Annotated in this window: 16 protein-coding genes; 8 read left to right on the forward strand and 8 right to left on the reverse strand. The window is 63.7% G+C overall.

The window, feature by feature from the left end; translation table 11 throughout:
- The gene (locus J7573_RS16860; protein WP_294337517.1) at nucleotides 1-972 is read left to right on the forward strand and encodes an XdhC family protein; all 972 of its coding nucleotides are present in this window, start codon (nucleotides 1-3) and stop codon (nucleotides 970-972) included.
- Nucleotides 969-1535, forward strand: a complete 567-nt coding sequence (locus J7573_RS16865; protein ID WP_294337519.1) for a nucleotidyltransferase family protein — start codon at nucleotides 969-971, stop codon at nucleotides 1533-1535. The genes J7573_RS16860 and J7573_RS16865 overlap by 4 nt, the downstream gene beginning before the upstream one ends.
- A gap of 9 nt (nucleotides 1536-1544) precedes the next feature.
- Here the strand turns inward: J7573_RS16865 and J7573_RS16870 are convergent, their stop codons facing one another.
- From J7573_RS16870 to J7573_RS16885, 4 genes are read right to left on the reverse strand one after another with little or no spacing between them, the layout of a single operon-like run.
- Nucleotides 1545-2168: a GAD-like domain-containing protein gene (locus J7573_RS16870; RefSeq protein WP_294337520.1), complete on the reverse strand. Its 624-nt coding sequence runs from the start codon at nucleotides 2166-2168 to the stop codon at nucleotides 1545-1547.
- Between the two features lie 23 nt (nucleotides 2169-2191).
- Nucleotides 2192-2809, reverse strand: coding sequence for a GAD-like domain-containing protein (locus tag J7573_RS16875; protein WP_294337522.1), 618 nt, complete (start codon nucleotides 2807-2809; stop codon nucleotides 2192-2194).
- Nucleotides 2810-2864: 55 nt separating this feature from the next.
- Nucleotides 2865-3470: a GAD-like domain-containing protein gene (locus tag J7573_RS16880; protein ID WP_294337523.1), complete on the reverse strand. Its 606-nt coding sequence runs from the start codon at nucleotides 3468-3470 to the stop codon at nucleotides 2865-2867.
- A gap of 15 nt (nucleotides 3471-3485) precedes the next feature.
- Nucleotides 3486-4832, reverse strand: coding sequence for a DUF6861 domain-containing protein (locus J7573_RS16885; RefSeq protein ID WP_294337526.1), 1347 nt, complete (start codon nucleotides 4830-4832; stop codon nucleotides 3486-3488).
- Nucleotides 4833-5101: 269 nt separating this feature from the next.
- On the opposite strand from J7573_RS16885, the gene J7573_RS16890 reads away from it, so the two are divergent.
- The 3 genes from J7573_RS16890 to J7573_RS16900 all read left to right on the forward strand — a co-directional run bounded on the left by J7573_RS16890 (nucleotide 5102) and on the right by J7573_RS16900 (nucleotide 8661).
- Nucleotides 5102-5797: a response regulator transcription factor gene (locus J7573_RS16890; RefSeq protein WP_294337528.1), complete on the forward strand. Its 696-nt coding sequence runs from the start codon at nucleotides 5102-5104 to the stop codon at nucleotides 5795-5797.
- On the forward strand, nucleotides 5794-7116 hold the full coding sequence (locus J7573_RS16895; protein ID WP_294337529.1) for an ATP-binding protein: 1323 nt from the start codon (nucleotides 5794-5796) through the stop codon (nucleotides 7114-7116). Before J7573_RS16890 ends, J7573_RS16895 begins: the two co-directional genes overlap by 4 nt.
- A gap of 153 nt (nucleotides 7117-7269) precedes the next feature.
- Entirely contained in the window at nucleotides 7270-8661 is a 1392-nt protein-coding gene (locus J7573_RS16900; RefSeq protein WP_294337531.1) for an aspartate aminotransferase family protein, read from the forward strand.
- A 40-nt stretch (nucleotides 8662-8701) separates the two neighbouring features.
- Here J7573_RS16900 and J7573_RS16905 read toward each other — a convergent pair whose 3' ends face one another.
- Genes J7573_RS16905 through J7573_RS16920 form a run of 4 tightly spaced genes read right to left on the reverse strand, consistent with a single transcriptional unit; the run spans nucleotide 8702 to nucleotide 14198 of the window.
- Nucleotides 8702-9592 (reverse strand): siderophore-interacting protein, encoded by an 891-nt coding sequence (locus J7573_RS16905; RefSeq protein ID WP_294337533.1) that lies wholly within the window; start codon nucleotides 9590-9592, stop codon nucleotides 8702-8704.
- A gap of 55 nt (nucleotides 9593-9647) precedes the next feature.
- Complete coding sequence (locus J7573_RS16910) at nucleotides 9648-11063, reverse strand: efflux transporter outer membrane subunit (RefSeq protein WP_294337536.1); 1416 nt, start codon at nucleotides 11061-11063, stop codon at nucleotides 9648-9650.
- Between the two features lie 3 nt (nucleotides 11064-11066).
- Complete coding sequence (locus J7573_RS16915) at nucleotides 11067-13031, reverse strand: MacB family efflux pump subunit (RefSeq protein WP_294337539.1); 1965 nt, start codon at nucleotides 13029-13031, stop codon at nucleotides 11067-11069.
- Nucleotides 13032-14198, reverse strand: coding sequence for an efflux RND transporter periplasmic adaptor subunit (locus J7573_RS16920; protein WP_294337542.1), 1167 nt, complete (start codon nucleotides 14196-14198; stop codon nucleotides 13032-13034).
- Nucleotides 14199-14402: 204 nt separating this feature from the next.
- On the opposite strand from J7573_RS16920, the gene J7573_RS16925 reads away from it, so the two are divergent.
- The 3 genes from J7573_RS16925 (at nucleotide 14403) to J7573_RS16935 (ending at nucleotide 16925) form a co-directional block, all read left to right on the forward strand.
- Nucleotides 14403-14879 carry a sigma-70 family RNA polymerase sigma factor gene (locus J7573_RS16925; RefSeq protein ID WP_294337544.1) on the forward strand — a complete coding sequence of 159 codons (477 nt, stop codon included), beginning with the start codon at nucleotides 14403-14405 and terminating at the stop codon, nucleotides 14877-14879.
- Between the two features lie 170 nt (nucleotides 14880-15049).
- Nucleotides 15050-15529 (forward strand): histidine kinase, encoded by a 480-nt coding sequence (locus tag J7573_RS16930; RefSeq protein WP_294337546.1) that lies wholly within the window; start codon nucleotides 15050-15052, stop codon nucleotides 15527-15529.
- Between the two features lie 70 nt (nucleotides 15530-15599).
- Nucleotides 15600-16925, forward strand: coding sequence for an MFS transporter (locus J7573_RS16935; protein ID WP_294337550.1), 1326 nt, complete (start codon nucleotides 15600-15602; stop codon nucleotides 16923-16925).
- The last annotated feature ends 27 nt before the right edge of the window (nucleotides 16926-16952 follow it).

Genomic DNA, 16952 nt, shown 5'->3' on the forward strand with positions numbered 1-16952 from the left:
GTGCAGCATCTCGATCTCCAGGTCATCAGCCAGGCGCTGCAGTGGTCGTGCAATGGCCAGCGGGTGTGGTTGTGCACGGTGCTCGCCACCTACGGCTCGGCGCCGCGTGCGCCGGGCTCGCTGCTGGCGGTCAACGCCAGCGGCCAGTGGCTGGGTTCGCTGTCGGGTGGTTGCGTCGAAGATGACTTCCTCGAACGCGTGGCGCGGGGCGAATTCCCCGAGCCGATTGCCATCGTGCGCTATGGCGATGGCAGCGACCCGCGTTCGAGCATTCGCCTGCCCTGCGGCGGTGTGCTCGAGGTGCTGGTGGAAAACCTGCCGGCCGACTGTGAGGTGCAGGCCCACCTGCGTGAGCTGCAAGGCGCGCTGCGTGGCCAGCGTCGGTTGTTGCGCGAGGTGAGCCTGCCGCAAGGTGAGCGCATCGTGGTCGACGACCACAGCCAGGGGCCGCGCGTGGAACGCGAAAGTGGCCGCGTGCGCTTGCGTGTCGGCGCTGCCCAGCGCCTGCTGCTGGCTGGCTACTCCAGCGTCGCGCATTTCTGCGCCGAATTCGGTAAGGGAATGGGCTTTGAAGTCATTCTCTGCGACCCGCGTGACGAGGTGCTTGAAGGCGTGGTGCTGGACGGCATCGAGGTGCGCCGCGAGCTGCCGTCGGAGTTCATCGCCAATGGCGGTTGCCATGCCGACACGGCGGTGGTTGCATTGACCCATGATCCGAAAATCGATGACCTGGCCATGCTTGAAGCAGTGCGTACCGAAGCGTTCTATATCGGCGTGATGGGCTCGAAGGCCACCTCCGACAAGCGTCGCGAACGCTTGCAGCGCATCGGCGGCCTGGGCGATGGCGAGCTGGCGCGGATCCACGCGCCGATCGGCCTCAACCTGGGCAGCAAGACCCCGGCCGAGATCGCCCTGGCGGTGCTCGCCGATATCCTGCGCCTGCGCAATGGCATCGGGCGGGCGGCGCTGTGAGTGTGGTGGCGTTGGTGTTGGCGGCTGGCAGCAGCGTGCGTTTCGGTGCTGACAAGCGCCGCGCGCTGATGGCAGATGGTCGCAGCTTGCTGGTGCACAGTGTCGAACGTGCCTGCACGGTCTTCGATGACGTGCGGGTAGTGTTGCGTGACGGCGAGCGGGGAGAGGAGCTGGGGCTACCACCGGCGTGCCGGGTCATCGGCAGTGCCGATTTCACGCAGGGCTTAGGCCATAGCCTGGCGGCTGGCGCTGCTTCGCTGGCCGACAGCGAGGCGCAGGCGGTGGCGATTCTGCTGGGTGACATGCCCTGGGTGGAGCCCGCGACCCTGGGCTTGCTTGCACGCGAGGCCGGTGGGTCGACGATTGTACTGCCTTGTCATGCCGGGCAGCAGGGCCATCCGGTGTTGTTCGGGCGTGATTTCTGGCCAGCGCTTGAGCGGCTGACGGGCGATGAAGGGGCGCGTTCGGTCGTGAAGGCCCATCCGGACCATTGCGTCAGGCTGGCAGTCGAGGATGCTGGCGTGCTGCGGGATGTCGATACGCCCGATGCTCTGCGCCAATGAGCCTCGGTTCTACTCATCTTCTTCATCATCGAATGCACAAGGTTCCAGTTCGCCAAGCTGGGAAAGCAGAATCAGATGCACGTCGGCCTTGAGCCGCTGGAGATTGGCCAGGCTGGCAGGCCCACCCAGCATCAACGCCGGGACGAAACCATACATCTCGTCAGGCGCCAACGTCCCCAGGGTTTCCCTGGCCGATTCGAACAGGCCCAGGTCGATTCCTTCAGTCATGACCCACATGAGCAGCCCCTGGATCTTCGCGTCTCGTTCTTCGTCGGTCGAGCTGCAAGCGCCATCGATGTATTGGGACGCGTAGGCAGTGATGGTTAGGACTGAGCCGGTTTCTTCGCCCCAGAGGTACAGTTCGCCGAACGCGCTGCGGGCGATGAGGTGGTAGGTGTCGCGGGTTTCGAAGGGGGTGCCTGCCAGCCAGTACGCCACGACGTCTTCGTACTCCTGCGGGTTGACCATCCAGAACAGACCGCCACCGTAGCCGCACCAGCCGTGGTCATGCCAGTAGGTCAGGAGTTGGTTTGGGAGTTTGCCTTGGTAGTGATCCAGAGCGGCAGGCGGGACGGGCTGGTGGCCGATGGGGTTGTTGAAGGTTTCGAGGAAGATGGAGAAGAGTACGTTCATGTTTTTCACGCCTATGAGTGTGGTTAGATGTCAGAAAAGCTGTAGGGTGTGAGGGGACAAATCTGAGAGAGCAGCATCAAGTGTTCCATGGTCTTGACTTTCTCGAGGTGGGAAAGCTCGCATGGCCCACCGAATGTCAAAGCGGGGACGAAACCATACATTTCATCGTGCTTAAGCACGCCTAGTTTTTTCTTTGCAGATTCGAACATGTCATCGAAATCAACAGATGCCTTTTCTTTACTGAGGAAAAAACTTTGGACCTCCCTATCCATGTCAGTTGCCGTCAACTCATAGTTGCTACCTCTGTATCGCGAGATGTGAGCCAGGATTTTTACGGAAAAGCCTGTTTTCTCCCCAAGTAAATACAGGTCGCCAAACGCGCCGCGAGCAATGATGTGATATTTATCTTTATTTTCCAATGGGGTGCCTGCAATAAGTGAGGCGATTACGCCTTCGTATTCCTGGGGATTGACGGTCCAAAATATTCCGTCGCCATATCCGCACCAACCATGCTCCATCCAATACTGCAGAAGTTTATCTGGTAGCTTCCCCTTGTAACGCTCTAGGGTCGATGTGGGTACCTCCTGCCTGTGCGTATGCTCCCCGAACTCTTCAATAAAAACAGAAAATGCTTCATCCATTATGATCTCCAGTCTGTCTTGGTTGTGATTATTATCCAGGGGTGGAATCTCCTGTTTATATATAGGGTCTGAGGTCTGAAAGTTGAGCTAGAAAGCTCAGGTGTTCCACCGACTTGACCTTTTCAAGTTGGTTGAGCGACCCCGGTCCACCCAACATTATGGCGGGAGTGAATCCATACATTTCATCTGCAGCAAGGGCGCCCAGCTTTGCGTAGGCGGGCTCGAACATGTCTCCGTAGTCGTTGGAGTCAAGACTAATTGATAGAAGAAATGCGGGGAACCCTTTGTCCAGGTCTTCGCCGCTGTAAATTGATGTTCGGGTCACGAAGCTTGACAAAATGCTGGTAATTTTTAGTGAAGCGCCTGTTTTTTCACCCCAGAAATACATGTCCCCGAAAGCACTGCGTGCGATAAGGTGATATTTGTCATGTTTCGAATGTTCAGTGTCGTCTAGCCAGGCGTCGACTACGCATTCGTACTCTTTGGGGTTTACCAGCCAGAAGATGCCTTTTCCGAACCCGCTCCATCCATATTGGCTCCAGTGTTCTAGGAGCTGATGGGGTAGTTTTCCCTTGTATCGCTCAATGCTGGTATTAGGCACGATTTGTCGGCAGGTTGGTGGGCCTATTTTTTCTGCTAATCTAGCGAATAACCTGTCCATTTTCACTCCTGGTGTTTAGCATCTGTGCAGTTTTACATTTAGGAAAGTTTTATTTCGCATTGAGATTGGTACTGCTTCTGCTGCAGTTGCAAGGCTTTGGATTTTGGTTCTCCACTGCGGGCCAATCGTTGAGTTGACTTGTCGGTCACCAAAGCCTCCAATGACATCCTTGCCGCCAGCGAACAAGTCAGGATTATGAAGCGCCGCTATCGTTGACATCTCCCTTTTCGCCTTTTTTGTAGCAAGCTCTTCTGCTTCCAAGTAATCATAATCTTGAAGGAATTCTTCTAGAAAGCGGTTGATGAAGGCATCCTCCTGATCTCTCCTCGCGCGCTTGGCATTGTTTGGGTTCCGAAGTATAGGGTCGGCAATGTTCTGCAGGAACTCCTGAACGGTTAAGTTGTTCATGCCTTTCTCTTGGCCGCCCAGTTGGCGGTCAAATTCTCCAATTTTAGAGTTTGGTAGCTTATCCGCCTTAAAGCAGTCGACGTTATACAGCTTCATGGTACCCGGCTTGCTCTTTGCCGGCTCCCTGTCTTTCCCCGCAGACCGATTCGGCTGAGCAGGTGGTGGTTCACCTACTGCCCCTTTGCGCCGCTCCGGTACCTGCAGGTCCGGCCGTTTCTTCAAAGCCTCCTCGTGCTTGAGCATCCACTGCCCAATCCGCGAGCCTTTCTTGCTGGCGGCCATTTCCTGGGCAAGCACACCCGCGTTGCCACCCCCGCGGGTGAGGTAAGACGCCATGGCGCCCAACAGCAGCATCACCACTTCCACATGCCCGGTGGCGATGAAATGCGCTGCCTGGTCGATGGCAAACGGGTTGTCCTGGCTGAACGCGTTCAGCCCTTCTTCACCGCGGGTGCCTTCCCAGGCGATGCCGATGCCGTCGAGGTAGTACTCGCCGATACGCGGCAGGCCGTCGACGAAGAATTCGGCAAGAGAGGCGATGCCCAGTGCGCCGAGAATCCAGCCGCTGACCTTGAAGCCGATGGCAGTGCCCGCGACGCCACCGGGAATGGCTCCGGCACCTCCCGCGAAAGCGCCGATGCCGGCACCGAGCAGGCCGCCGGTGAGGGCGCTGCCAGCGACGATCATCGCCATCTGTTCGGCGACGCTGATCAGGTCGTTGAGGATGTTTTTGATGTCGAGGTCGGCAAAGCGTTGGCGCAGCAGGTCGCCGGCTACCCATTCGGCCTTGTGGAATGCGCGCCGCACGGTGTCCACGCGGCGCAGGTTGAGGGCCAGTGACGGTACTTCTTCGTTGAGGTAGGTACGGAAATGGGCACCTCCTTGATAGCCCATTTCATCGGTGATGCGTGTTTCGATATCGCGCCAGGTGGGCACGATTTGCCAGAGCAGCATGAGGCGTCTCCCTGCCAGTTTTGTGCAGGGAAATCACATCATGGAGTGGATGTGGGAAGTTCCTGAGTCGATTGTAGGAATAGTCTATTTCGTTGTTGTTGGTGGTGGTGGGGCCGGATTGAGGTGTTGCCGCGATGGGTAGGGCTGGAGGGATTTGCCGCTTTTGAGATCGAGCGCTGAAAACATCAAGGCGAACACAAAAAGGTCCATAATCCCCCCTTAATCCCCCCATAGTGCAATGCCAGCCACACCACTCCGGGAGCCTCACCATGCACGTTCTGCTCTGCGAGGACGACGACCTGATCGCCAGCGGCATCTGCGCCGGCCTCACGGCCCAGGGCCTGACCGTCGACCGCGTGGCCAATGCCGCCAGCGCCCGGGCCCTGCTGCAGGCGGCGCAGTTCGACGTGATGATCCTCGACCTCGGCCTGCCCGACGAAGACGGCCTCAAGCTGCTGCGCCGCCTGCGCCAGCAGGGGGTCGACCTGCCCGTACTGGTACTCACTGCCCGTGACGCCGTCACCGACCGCGTCGATGGCCTGCAGGCCGGTGCCGACGACTACCTGCTTAAACCTTTCGACCTGCGTGAACTGGCCGCTCGCCTGCATACCCTGCTGCGCCGGGTGGCGGGGCGGGCGGTGAACGTGATCGAACATGGCCCGCTGCGCTACGACCCGAGCAGCTGCGAGGCAACCCTGGCCGGCCAGCCGGTCGACCTGTCGCGGCGCGAGCAGGCGCTGCTCCAGGCATTGCTGCAGAACCCCGGTCGGGTGCTGTCCAGCGAACAACTCAAGGACTGCGTGTACGGCTTCAGCGACGAAGTCGAGAGCAACGCGCTGAACGTGCATATCCATCACCTGCGGCGCAAGCTCGGCAACAGCATCGTCGAGACCGTGCGTGGCCTGGGTTATCGCCTGGGGCCGGCACAGGCGCCAGAGCAAACCTCCGAGAGAACCGCCTCATGAGCCTGCGGGTACGCCTCAGCCTGATCCTCGGCACCGCCTTCATCATCATCTGGGCGCTGGCAGCCGCGTGGATGCTGCGCGACCTGCGCCAGCAGATGATGTTTTCCCTCGACCAGCGCCTGGTGGCCTCGGCGCGCATGGTCGCCGGGCTCGTCGACCAGCTGCCGCAACCGCTGGCGGCCAAGGGCGAAGACGCGCATTTTTCCGCCGACCAGTTGAGCGTGCCCGACGGCATGGCCTGCCAGGTGAGTTCCCTGCGCGGCGAGATCCTCGCCAGCAACCACAAGCATGACGGTGCCATGGATGACCAGCGCAGCGGCTTCCGTGACCAGACCATCGACGGCGCGTTGTGGCGCACCTTCACCTACAACCACGGTGACGTGCGCATCACCACCGCCGACCGGCACATGGAGCGCGAGGCGCTGAACCAGTCCATTCTGCTGGCCGCCTCGGCACCGGTGCTGATGGCCTTGCTCGGCAGCCTCGGGCTGCTATGGATCGGCCTGGGCAAAGGCCTGGAACCGCTCAATCGCATGCGCGACGCCCTGCGCCGACGGCGTGCCGACAGTGTCGAACCGTTGCAGGTGGCCGGCTTGCCCAGCGAGCTGCAACCCTTGCTCGACACCCAGAACCAGCTGTTCCGTCGCATCGCCCAGACCCTCGAGCGCGAACGGCGCCTGACCGACGATGCCGCCCACGAACTGCGCAGCCCGCTGACGGCAATCAAGACCCACCTGCAGGTGGCGCGAATGACCGACGGCGCGGTGCGCGAGCAAGCCTTGGAGCATGCCGAGCAAGGCGCCGACCGCATGCACCGGACCCTGGAACAGCTGCTGATGCTGGCGCGGGTCGAGGGCAGCCTGTCGTTCGAGGACGGTGTGCAGTGCAGTGCCGAGCAGGTCGCCCGCCAGGCGGTGCAGGATGCGGGTGGCGGTGACAATCGGCGCATCGTGTTGCACCTGCCGCAGGAGGCTACGCAGATCTACCTGGGCATGCCTGCGCCGCTAGCGGTGGCGGCCTTGCGCAACCTGCTGGACAACGCCCTGCGCCACGGGGGTGATACCGAGGTGGAGCTGGAAGTGCAGATGGCCGATGGGCAGGTGGGGTTCATGGTGCGCGACCATGGGCCGGGTATTGCCGAAGCCGATTTGCAGCACCTGACCGAGCGCTTCTGGCGCAATGGGCAGAGCGGGGGGTGTGGGCTGGGGTTGGCGATCGTTCAGGCGATCGTGCAGCGCTGTGCCGGCAGCCTCAGGTTCGACAGTCGCCAAGATGGCTTGCGGGTCCTGCTGCAAGTGCCGGCGCGCTCGGCCAGCTGATCTTCATTGCCTGTGCCGGCCCTTTCGCGTCGAACCGCCGCGAAGAGGCCTGCACAGGCAAAGCAAAATCCCGCAACAACGGCTAAATCCTCCCCGCACTCAAGCGTTTTTCAAGCGATAACTGCCCATTCGCTTGCTTGCGAGGATTCACCCATGTCCACCGCTACCAGCCTTGCCCAGGTCCCGCCGGCCAGCGCGCCGCAACCTTTGTACGAATTCAGTGACTCGCCGCTGCTGCAACGCCAGCAGCAACAGGAGTCCAACGCCCGCAGCTACCCCCGGCGTATCCCGCTGGCGCTCAAGCGCGCCCGTGGCATCCATGTCGAGGATGTCGAAGGCCGCCAGTTCATCGATTGCCTGGCCGGCGCGGGCACCCTGGCCCTGGGCCACAACCACCCGGTGGTGATCGAGGCTATCCAGCGCGTGCTGGCCGATGAACTGCCGCTGCACACCTTGGACCTGACCACGCCGGTCAAGGACCGTTTCGTCCAGGACCTGTTCAGCATCCTGCCCGAAGCCTTGCGCCGTGAGGCTAAGGTGCAGTTCTGCGGGCCGACCGGCACCGACGCGGTGGAAGCGGCGCTCAAGCTGGTGCGCGGTGCCACCGGGCGCAGCACCGTGCTGGCCTTCCAAGGTGCCTACCACGGCATGAGCCAAGGCGCGCTGAGCCTGATGGGCAGCCATGGCCCCAAGCAGCCACTGGGCGCGCTGCTGAGCAATGGCGTGCAGTTCATGCCGTACCCCTACGACTACCGTTGCCCGTTCGGCCTGGGTGGTGAAGCAGGGGTCAAGGCCAACCTGCACTACCTGGAAAACCTGTTGCTGGACCCGGAAAGCGGCGTGCCGCTGCCGGCGGCGGTGATCCTTGAGGTGGTGCAGGGGGAGGGCGGGGTGGTCCCGGCCGATATCGAGTGGCTCAAGGGTGTGCGGCGTATCACCGAACAGGCCGGTGTGGCGCTGATCGTCGACGAGATCCAGAGCGGCTTCGCCCGGACCGGGCGGATGTTCGCCTTCGAGCACGCTGGCATCGTGCCGGATGTGGTCACGCTGTCCAAGGCCATTGGTGGCAGCCTGCCGCTGGCGGTGGTGGTGTACCGCGACTGGCTGGATACCTGGAAGCCAGGCGCCCATGCCGGCACGTTCCGCGGCAATCAGATGGCCATGGCGGCCGGTTCGGCGGTAATCAACTACCTGGTCGAGCACCGCCTGGCCGAACATGCCGAGGCCATGGGCCTGCGTTTGCGTGAGCATCTGCAGCGGCTGCAACGGGACTATCCGCAGTTGGGTGATATCCGTGGTCGTGGCCTGATGCTGGGGGTGGAGCTGGTCGATCCGCAAGGTCAGCCGGATGCGCTTGGCCACCCACCTGCCAATCGGGTGCTGGCACCGAAGGTTCAGCGCGAATGCCTCAAACGCGGCTTGATCCTCGAACTGGGCGGGCGCCATGGCGCCGTGGTGCGCTTCCTGCCGCCGCTGATCATCAGTGCGCAACAGATCGATGAGGTGGCGCAGCGCTTTGCCGAAGCGGTTGCCGCAGCCATTTGAGTTCGTGAGGGCCGCGTCGCGGCCCCCTCGTTCAGCCTGATCAGTCGCTGTTTTCACCCAGGCGCCAATACCCCATCGTCATCAGGCTGTCGCGCTGCAGCCTACGCTGTTTTGTCAGGTACCGGCGAATCTCCAGCACCGTCGCCGACTCCCCGGCCACCCAGGCATAGAACGCGCTTTCCAGCGGTAGGCTGGCCAGTTCGCGAACGGCATGCTGCATGGCCTGGCCATGCGCGCAGCGCAGCAGCTCGCGGGGTAGCCAGTGGACGCGGGTATTGGTGCTGTGGCGCAGGGGCAGGCAATCAGCCTCCTGCGGCACTTCGATGAAGGCTTCCACGGCCAGTTCGGGTTGTTGCTCTGCCAGCACTTCGAGAATGCCGGCAATGGCGGGCAGGGCCGTTTCGTCGCCGATCAGCAGGACGTGGCGGGTCCCTTGTGGCGGCTTCCACTCATAGCCGCCAGGGTCGCCGGCATGGGCCAGGTTCGGCGCCACCATCAGCAGCCGGTCGCCCTCCTGGGCATGGGTTGCCCAGGCCGAGGCTGGCCCATTGACGCCGTGCAGCACAAAGTCCACGTCGACTTCCAGGGCATCCGCGCGCAAGGCACGGATGGTGTAGGTGCGCATGGGCGGGCGCTGTTCGGGCGGTAGCGCGCTGTGCGCAGTCTTCCAGTGGACGTCGTGGGGCAGGGTTGGCAATGAGCCGTCAGGGGCAGGGAACAGCAGCTTGACGCGCTGGTCGGGTGCCAGGGTGTGCATGAGCTCGACATCCGGGCCGGTGAACACCAGGCGCGCGAACGATGGGCTGAGGCTGATGCGCCGGGCGAGTACCAGGTCGAACGCGCGGTACGGGCGAGCACCTGGCGATTGGCCCTGGATCAGGCGACGCAGGCCTTGTTGGCAGGCCTGGAGCATGCTGGCGGAGCGGGTCATGGGGAAATCCTCTTGCAAGCGGCTTTCCCTATGAACGAGTTGCGGGTACGGCGAATTAACCGTTGTCCGCGTTCGCTACCTGCCAGCCACCCCCCAGCGCCTTGTATAGCGCCACGCTGCCCTGCAGCCGAGCCAGACGCAACTGCGCCTGCTGGTCCTGGGCGAGATAGAGCGTGCGCTGGGTTTCCAGCACACTCAGCAGGGTCTCGGCCCCGGCCGCGTAGCGTCGTTGGGCCAGGTCGAAGGCCAGGCGCGCCTGTTCGACTTCCTGGTCCTGCCACTGGCGCTGCTGCTCGACGCCGTGGATGGCATTGAGGGCCTTCTCGACATCGGCAAAGCCGGCCAGGATGCTGCTGCGGTAGCTTTCCAGCAGCTCGTCCTGCTCGGCTTGGGCCAGCTGTTGCGCCGCTCGCAGCCGGCCATTGTTGAAGATCGGCGCGACCAGGCCGGCGGTCAGGGTGTAATAAGAGCTGTCGAAGACCTCGGGCAGGGTGCTTGCGCCGGTGCCGAGGTTGGCGCCCAGGCTCACTTTTGGCAGCAGGGCGGCCCTGGCCACCTGCACATTGGCGTGGGCGGCGGCCAGGCGCGCTTCGGCGGCGGCGATGTCCGGGCGGCGGGCGAGCAGCTCGCTGGGTACGCCGCTGCCAATGCGCGGCCAGTTCACGGCTGCCAGCGCTTCACCCGTGGAGGGCAGCGCCTGGACCGGGTCGCCCAGCAGTGTGGCCAGGGTAACGCGGTTATCTTGCCGTTGCTGTTCGAGCAGCGGTACTTGCCGCGCCTGGGCGGCCACCAGGCTGCGCTGCTGGGCCAGTTCCAGGCGTGTCGCGGAGCCGGCGCGCTGACGTGTCTCGACCAGCGCCAGGACATCACGGGCGTTACGCAGGTTGAGGCGGGCAATGCGCAGTTGCTCTTCCAGGGCCAGGCCCTGCAGGTAGCTGCTGGCCACGCTGCTGACCAGCGTCAGCTCGACCGTCTGGCGATCGAAGCGGCTGGCGTCGAGGCTGTGCAGGGCGCTTGAGCGGGCAGCGCGCAGGCCACCCCAGAAGTCGATCTCGTAGCTGGCGACCAGCTGCATGCCGAACGACGTGCTGGTCCGTTCGTATTTGCTGACATCGAGCTGGTCATAGCCCTCGCCATGCAACAGGCGCTGGCGGCTGCCGTCGAGCGCGAAGCTGAGCTCCGGCAATAGCGGCGCTCCGGCGATCACCGCCTTGGCCTGGGCCTGGCGCACGCGCGCCGTGGCGGCGGCAAGGTCGTGGGCATTGGACCGGGCGCGTTCGACCAGGCGGTCCAGTTCGGCGCTGTCGAAGGCCTGCCACCACTGCGCCGACGGCAAGCTGGCAGAGGGCTGGAGGGTTTCGCCTTGCCAGGCGGTGGGTGCAGCGATGCCGCTGGATGGCGCGGGCGGCAGGCTGCAGGCGGCGAGGCCCAGGCACAGGGACAACAGGCTGATGCGGCTTGGCAGGGTCATGGGCTATTCGCTGGTGAGGGCTTTGACCGGGTCGAGTCGGGCGGCTTTGCGGGCTGGCATGAAGCCGAACACGATGCCGGTGAGAACGGCACAGGAGAACGCACCGAGCATGGCGGGCAGGGTGAAGGCCACGGCAACCTTGCCGAGCATCAATGCGCCGCCGATCAGCAGGGCCAGGCCAATGCCGGCCATGCCGCCGACCATCGACAGCATCACTGCCTCGCTGAGGAACTGGCGCAGGATGTCGTGCTGGCGCGCGCCGGTGGCCATGCGGATGCCGATTTCGCGGGTGCGCTCGCGCACGGTCATGAGCATGATGTTCATCACCCCGATGCCACCGACCAGCAGCGAGATCGCGGCAATCGCCCCGAGCATCAGCGACAGGCTGTTCTGGGTGCGTGCCTCGGCCTGGATCAGCGCGGCCGAGTTGGTCAGTTCGAAGTCGTGACGGCCCTGGTGGCGCTGGCGCAGCAGGCGGTCGACGGCGGCTTCGGTTTCATCGACCCGTGCCGCGTCGACGGCAGCGACGGTGATGTAATCGGGGTCGCGCTGGCCGAACAGGCGGATCGCCGCCGCCGAGTAGGGCACCACGATGCGCCCGTCGGCATCCTGGTCGCCGGAACTCGCGCCCTTTCCGACGAGAATGCCAATGACCTGGAAGGGTACATTACCGATCAGCAGGTACTGGCCAAGCGGGTCGCGGTCAGGCGCGAGCATCTTTTCCCGGACTTTCTGACCGATCACGGCCACCGCCGCGCCACTGGCTTCGTCGGCGTCGGTGAAGAACGCCCCTTCGACCGCCGGCCAGTTGAAGATCAGCGGGAACTGGTTGTTGTTGCCGCCCACGTAGAAGCGCTGGCTGTGGTTGCCATGGCGCACCATCACCTTCTCGCCCAGCACCGGCATGATCTGCCGGACCTGCGGCAGCTGGCCGATGGCGGCGACGTCGTCGAGGGTAATGGTGCCGGCGGGCTCGCCCAGTGTGGCGGGCTTGCCGTTGAGGTAAAGGATGTTCGAGCCGAAGGCGGCCATCTGCGCCATCACCTGGCGCTTGCTGCCTTCGCCGACGGCCAGCATGACCACCACCGAGGCGACCCCGATGACGATGCCGAGCAGGGTCAGGGCGGTGCGAAAGCGGTTCACCCACATGACCCGCCAGGCGGCTTGCAGGGCTTCGACCAGCTCACCCTTCCAGGCCCCACGCAGGGTCGCGCCACGGTCCAGGCGCTGGCGCAGGTCGTCGGCTTGCAAGGCTTGGCGCGGAGCGCTGGGCACCTGGTCGGTCGCGGTGTCGCTGATCATCTGGCCGTCGCGGATCTCGATCACCCGCTTTGCCCGCGCCGCCACCTTGTGGTCGTGGGTGATCAGGATGATCACATGGCCCTGGCTTGCCAGTTCGTCGAGCAGCGCCATGACTTCGGTACCGCTGTGGCTGTCGAGCGCACCCGTGGGTTCATCGGCGAGGATGATATGACCGCCGTTCATCAGCGCCCGGGCGATCGACACCCGTTGCTGCTGACCACCCGAGAGCTGGTGCGGGCGGTTGGCGCTGCGGCTGGCCAGACCCAGGCGGGCGAGCAGGGCGGCGGCGCGGGCATGCCGCTCACAGGCAGGCGTGCCGGCATAGATGGCCGGCATCTCGACGTTTTCCTGGGCCGAGCCCGAAGGGATCAGGTGGTAGCCCTGGAACACGAAGCCGAACGCCTCGCGGCGCAGCCAGGCCAGTTCATCGCTGCCCAGCTCGGCCACGTGCTTGCCGGCGAAGCGGTAGCTGCCCGACGTCGGGCGGTCGAGGCAGCCGAGTATGTTCATCAAGGTCGACTTGCCCGAGCCGGATGCACCGACGATGGCGACGAACTCGCCGGGGTGGATGCTCAGGCTGATGCCGCGCAGCACATCGACCTTGGGGCTGTCCTGGCCACCGTAGGATTTGCGGATATCGACCAGTTCGATCAGCGGCGCGCTCATTCAGCCTCCGCTGGCGCTGGGGGCGCCCATCAGCAGTTGCTCGCCCTCGCTGAGCCCGTCCAGCACCTGAACGCGCAGGCGGTCGCTGAGGCCGGTGCGTACCTGGCGCTGCACCACCTTGCCGTGCGGGTCGAGCACCCGTGCCATGAACAGGCCGCCGTTTTCGTCCAGCGCGGCCAGTGGCACGGTCAGGACCTGGCTGGCTTGACCGGCGACGAAAAACACCTGGGTGGTCATGTCGGCCATCAGGGCACCATCCGGGTTGTCGACATCCAGCAGCACGGTGTACTGCACCACCTGGTTGCTGGTGCTGCCGGCGCTGGCTGGGCTGCCACCACCCTGGCTGGCTTGTTCAAGCGGCTTGGGCGGGATCGGCAGAATCTGCCGCACCGTGCTGCTCCAGCGGCGCTTGCCACCGGACAGCGTAGTGAAATAGGCGGTCATCCCCGGCTTGACCTTGCCGATGTCGGCTTCGGACACCTGGGCCCACACGGTCATCGGTGACAGCTTGGCGATGCGCAGGATCAGCGGGGTGCGTTGCTGGGCGTTGAGGGTCTGGCCTTCACGGGCGTCGACGGCTACCACCGTGCCATCCATCGGCGCATAGATGCGCGTGTAGCCCAGTTCCGCCTCGTCGCTGCGCAGGCTGGCCTGGGCCTGGCGGATCTGCGCCTGGAACATGTCGATGCGCGCCTGGGTGACCTTGAGCTGGGCAGCTGCGGCCTGTACGTCTTCATCACGGGTGGCGCCCGCAGCGGCAAGCTCGCGCTGGCGCTTGAGCTGCTGGCTGGCCAGCTCGAACTGCGCACGCTGTTCGGCGAGCTGGGCCTTGAGGTTGTCGATCGAAAAGCGCCCGGCATCCAACCGTGCCTGTTGGGTAGAGGGGTCGATCTCGACCAGCAATTGGCCCTTGCGCACCGGGTCGCCCGCTTCCACGTGCAACGTGCGGATCTGCCCCGAGGCCTGGGCGCCCACATCCACGTAACGCCGGGGCTGCAAGGTGCCCAGGGCGGTCACGCTGCTTTCGATGTCTGCCCGCGTGACCGTGACGGTACCGAGCGGTTGCGCGCCGAAGGGCAGGGTTTGCCAGGCCAGCAGGCAACCCAGGCTCAGCAGGCCCGCGCCAGCGAGGATGAACTGGCGGCGGGGGGAGGTTAAACGGCTCATGCGGACTTCCAGCCTGGAGAGTGGTCACGCGCTGCCAATCGAGGTGCGCACCGAAGTCCCAGATAAACGAAGGCTGGCCAGGCAGATTTAGCCTGAACGAGAGGGCAGAGGGCGAGTTGCTGAGAATAGTTATAATTTGTACTATCACAGCCCGGTATCATTCAGTCCCGCACGTGGGTTGCAAGGACGATTTCAGGTGCTGTTGTGGAACATTACTATCGCGAACTGGTGAGCTTCCTTTGTACCCGCCTGGGCAATCGCCAGGCTGCGGAGGACGTTGCCCACGATGCCTATCTGCGGGTGCTGGAGCGGACCGAAAGCGGGCAGATCGAACATCCGCGAGCGTTCCTCTACCGTACGGCACTCAATCTGGTGATCGACCGGCACCGGCGCCACCAGGTACGGCAGGCCGAATCCCTGGATGCACTGGATGCCGATGGGCGTTTGCTCAGTGCAGAATTGCAGCACGACGTGCAGCTTGACCAGCGCCTGGCCTTGATGCAAAAGGCCCTGGATGAGTTGAGCAAGGTGTGCCGGGACTGCTTCCTGTTGCGCAAGCTCGATGGCCTTTCACACCAGCAGATTGCAGAGCGTCTGGGTATCTCCCGCAGCCTTGTGGAAAAGCACATCGTCAACGCCATGAAGCACTGCCGTGTGCGCATGCGGCAGTGGGAGTCCTGAATGCGGGGTGAAGGGCAGGTGAAAATTCTGTGTGATGGCCACTTGATTTCTCCCGCTTTCCCGACAACTATCTAAATTGACCCCTCCAGGTACAGCCCTGGTGGTTGCCTGTATCTGGCGCAGTTTGGTCAGGGAGCTGTCCCTTTTCACCTGACGGCCCAGGTCCGACAATGACAAACAAGACCCTGCGCATCCTGATTGCCGACGAGCACCCGCAGCAGCGCCTGCAGCTGGAAAAACTGCTCAATGGCCTTGGCTACTACCGGATTGCCCCGGTCGATTCCTTCGAGGAGTTGCAGCGCCTGGTGCAGTGCGCCTTGCAACCGTTCAACTTGCTGCTGGGCAACATCGAGCTGGCCAGCCATGCGGGCGTCGACCTGGCACGATTCTGCCGGGTCAGCACGCAGATCCAGCATGCCCTGCTTTATCATTCGCAACACCTGAAAGTGCCTGTCGTGCCACAGACCGAGCGCCAGGCTGTCAGCGTGAGCCTGCCACAGGTACCGGACAACGACGCGCTGCAATCCTTCATGGCGATCATCGACAGCCCTGTGCTGGTCGGCAAGATTGCCCTGCCTTCCGGGCTGGCGGGTGGCGCGGTCCATGCGCGCAAGCCGAGGAACTTCGGCCACACCGTCTTCAGCCGTTAGTGGCGTTGCTGGGGCAAGGCGGCAGGCATTTGCTATCCTCTTGCGCTTTGCCGATCTGCGGACCCTTGCCATGACAGCCATCGATACCGCTCGCCCGCCCCGATTCAGCCGCGGCGACCACCGGACCCTGGGCCTGGCGGCACTGGGCGGCGCGCTGGAAATCTACGATTTCATCATCTTCGTGTTCTTTGCCCTGACCCTCAGCCAGCTGTTCTTCCCGCCGGAAATGCCCGAGTGGCTGCGCCTGCTGCAGAGCTTCGGCATCTTCGTCACTGGTTACCTGGCGCGGCCGCTGGGCGGCATCCTGATGGCGCATTTCGCCGACCACCTTGGGCGCAAACGGGTGTTCAGCCTAAGCATCCTGATGATGGCCTTGCCGTGCCTGCTGATCGGGGTGATGCCGACCTATGCCGACATCGGCTATGCGGCCCCGCTGATCCTGCTGGCGCTGCGCATCCTGCAAGGCGCCGCTGTGGGTGGCGAAGTGCCGAGCGCGTGGACCTTCGTCGCCGAGCATGCGCCAAACGGGCGGCGTGGCTATGCACTGGGCTTCCTGCAGGCGGGTCTGACCTTTGGCTACCTGTTGGGGGCACTGACGGCGACACTGCTGGCGCAAATGTTCACGCCCCAGGAGATTCTCGATTACGCCTGGCGTTACCCATTCCTGCTCGGCGGAGTGTTTGGCGTGATCGGCGTGTGGCTGCGCCGCTGGCTCAGCGAAACCCCGGTGTTCCTGGCCTTGCGCGAGCGTCAGGAGCAACCGGTGAAGTTTCCGCTACGGCGGGTGCTGGGCGAGCACCGTTCGGCGTTGATCCCGGCGGCACTGCTGACCTGCGTGCTGACTTCCGCAGTGGTGGTGCTGGTAGTGATTACCCCGACGGTGATGCAGCAACGCTTCGGCATGACGGCGGGGCATACCTTCGCCCTGAGCAGTGTGGGCATCGTCTTCCTCAATATCGGCTGTGTGCTGGCCGGGTTGCTGGTCGACCGCCTGGGCGCCTGGCGCGCACTGATGATCTACAGCCTGCTGCTGCCGCTGGGCATCGGTGCGCTGTATGCCAGCCTGGTGGGGCAGTGGGGCATGACCTGGCTGGCCTATGCGCTGGCTGGGCTGGCCTGCGGTGTGGTGGGTGTGGTGCCGTCGGTGATGGTCGGGCTGTTCCCGGCCGAGATCCGCGTTTCCGGGATTTCCTTCACCTACAACGTGGCTTACGCGCTGTGGGCCAGTACCACGCCGCTGGCGTTGATTGCACTGATGCCCTGGAGCCCGTGGGTGTGTGTCGGCTTCTGCCTGATCATGGGCACGGTGGGGCTGCTGACCGCCTTGTATTTCGGGCGTCGTGAACCGTTGGCATTTTCCGCCGAGCCGATGCCGATCATGTGTGCTGACAAGTAGCAGCAGCCGATGCAAAAAAAGCCCCCG

Origin of the sequence: Pseudomonas sp., from assembly GCF_017744435.1 — a bacterium.
GTDB lineage: Bacteria > Pseudomonadota > Gammaproteobacteria > Pseudomonadales > Pseudomonadaceae > Aquipseudomonas.

Excerpts from the sequence above, each read along its gene's own strand:
- J7573_RS16920 (WP_294337542.1), bottom strand. The coding sequence starts at position 14,198 with ATGAGCCGTTTAACCTCCCCCCGCCGCCAGTTCATCCTCGCTGGCGCG.
- J7573_RS16905 (WP_294337533.1), bottom strand. The coding sequence starts at position 9,592 with ATGACCCGCTCCGCCAGCATGCTCCAGGCCTGCCAACAAGGCCTGCGT.
- J7573_RS16880 (WP_294337523.1), bottom strand. The coding sequence starts at position 3,470 with ATGGACAGGTTATTCGCTAGATTAGCAGAAAAAATAGGCCCACCAACC.
- J7573_RS16895 (WP_294337529.1), top strand. The coding sequence starts at position 5,794 with ATGAGCCTGCGGGTACGCCTCAGCCTGATCCTCGGCACCGCCTTCATC.
- J7573_RS16935 (WP_294337550.1), top strand. The coding sequence starts at position 15,600 with ATGACAGCCATCGATACCGCTCGCCCGCCCCGATTCAGCCGCGGCGAC.
- J7573_RS16930 (WP_294337546.1), top strand. The coding sequence starts at position 15,050 with ATGACAAACAAGACCCTGCGCATCCTGATTGCCGACGAGCACCCGCAG.
- J7573_RS16915 (WP_294337539.1), bottom strand. The coding sequence starts at position 13,031 with ATGAGCGCGCCGCTGATCGAACTGGTCGATATCCGCAAATCCTACGGT.
- J7573_RS16890 (WP_294337528.1), top strand. The coding sequence starts at position 5,102 with ATGCACGTTCTGCTCTGCGAGGACGACGACCTGATCGCCAGCGGCATC.
- J7573_RS16885 (WP_294337526.1), bottom strand. The coding sequence starts at position 4,832 with ATGCTGCTCTGGCAAATCGTGCCCACCTGGCGCGATATCGAAACACGC.
- J7573_RS16910 (WP_294337536.1), bottom strand. The coding sequence starts at position 11,063 with ATGACCCTGCCAAGCCGCATCAGCCTGTTGTCCCTGTGCCTGGGCCTC.
- J7573_RS16900 (WP_294337531.1), top strand. The coding sequence starts at position 7,270 with ATGTCCACCGCTACCAGCCTTGCCCAGGTCCCGCCGGCCAGCGCGCCG.
- J7573_RS16875 (WP_294337522.1), bottom strand. The coding sequence starts at position 2,809 with ATGGATGAAGCATTTTCTGTTTTTATTGAAGAGTTCGGGGAGCATACG.
- J7573_RS16870 (WP_294337520.1), bottom strand. The coding sequence starts at position 2,168 with ATGAACGTACTCTTCTCCATCTTCCTCGAAACCTTCAACAACCCCATC.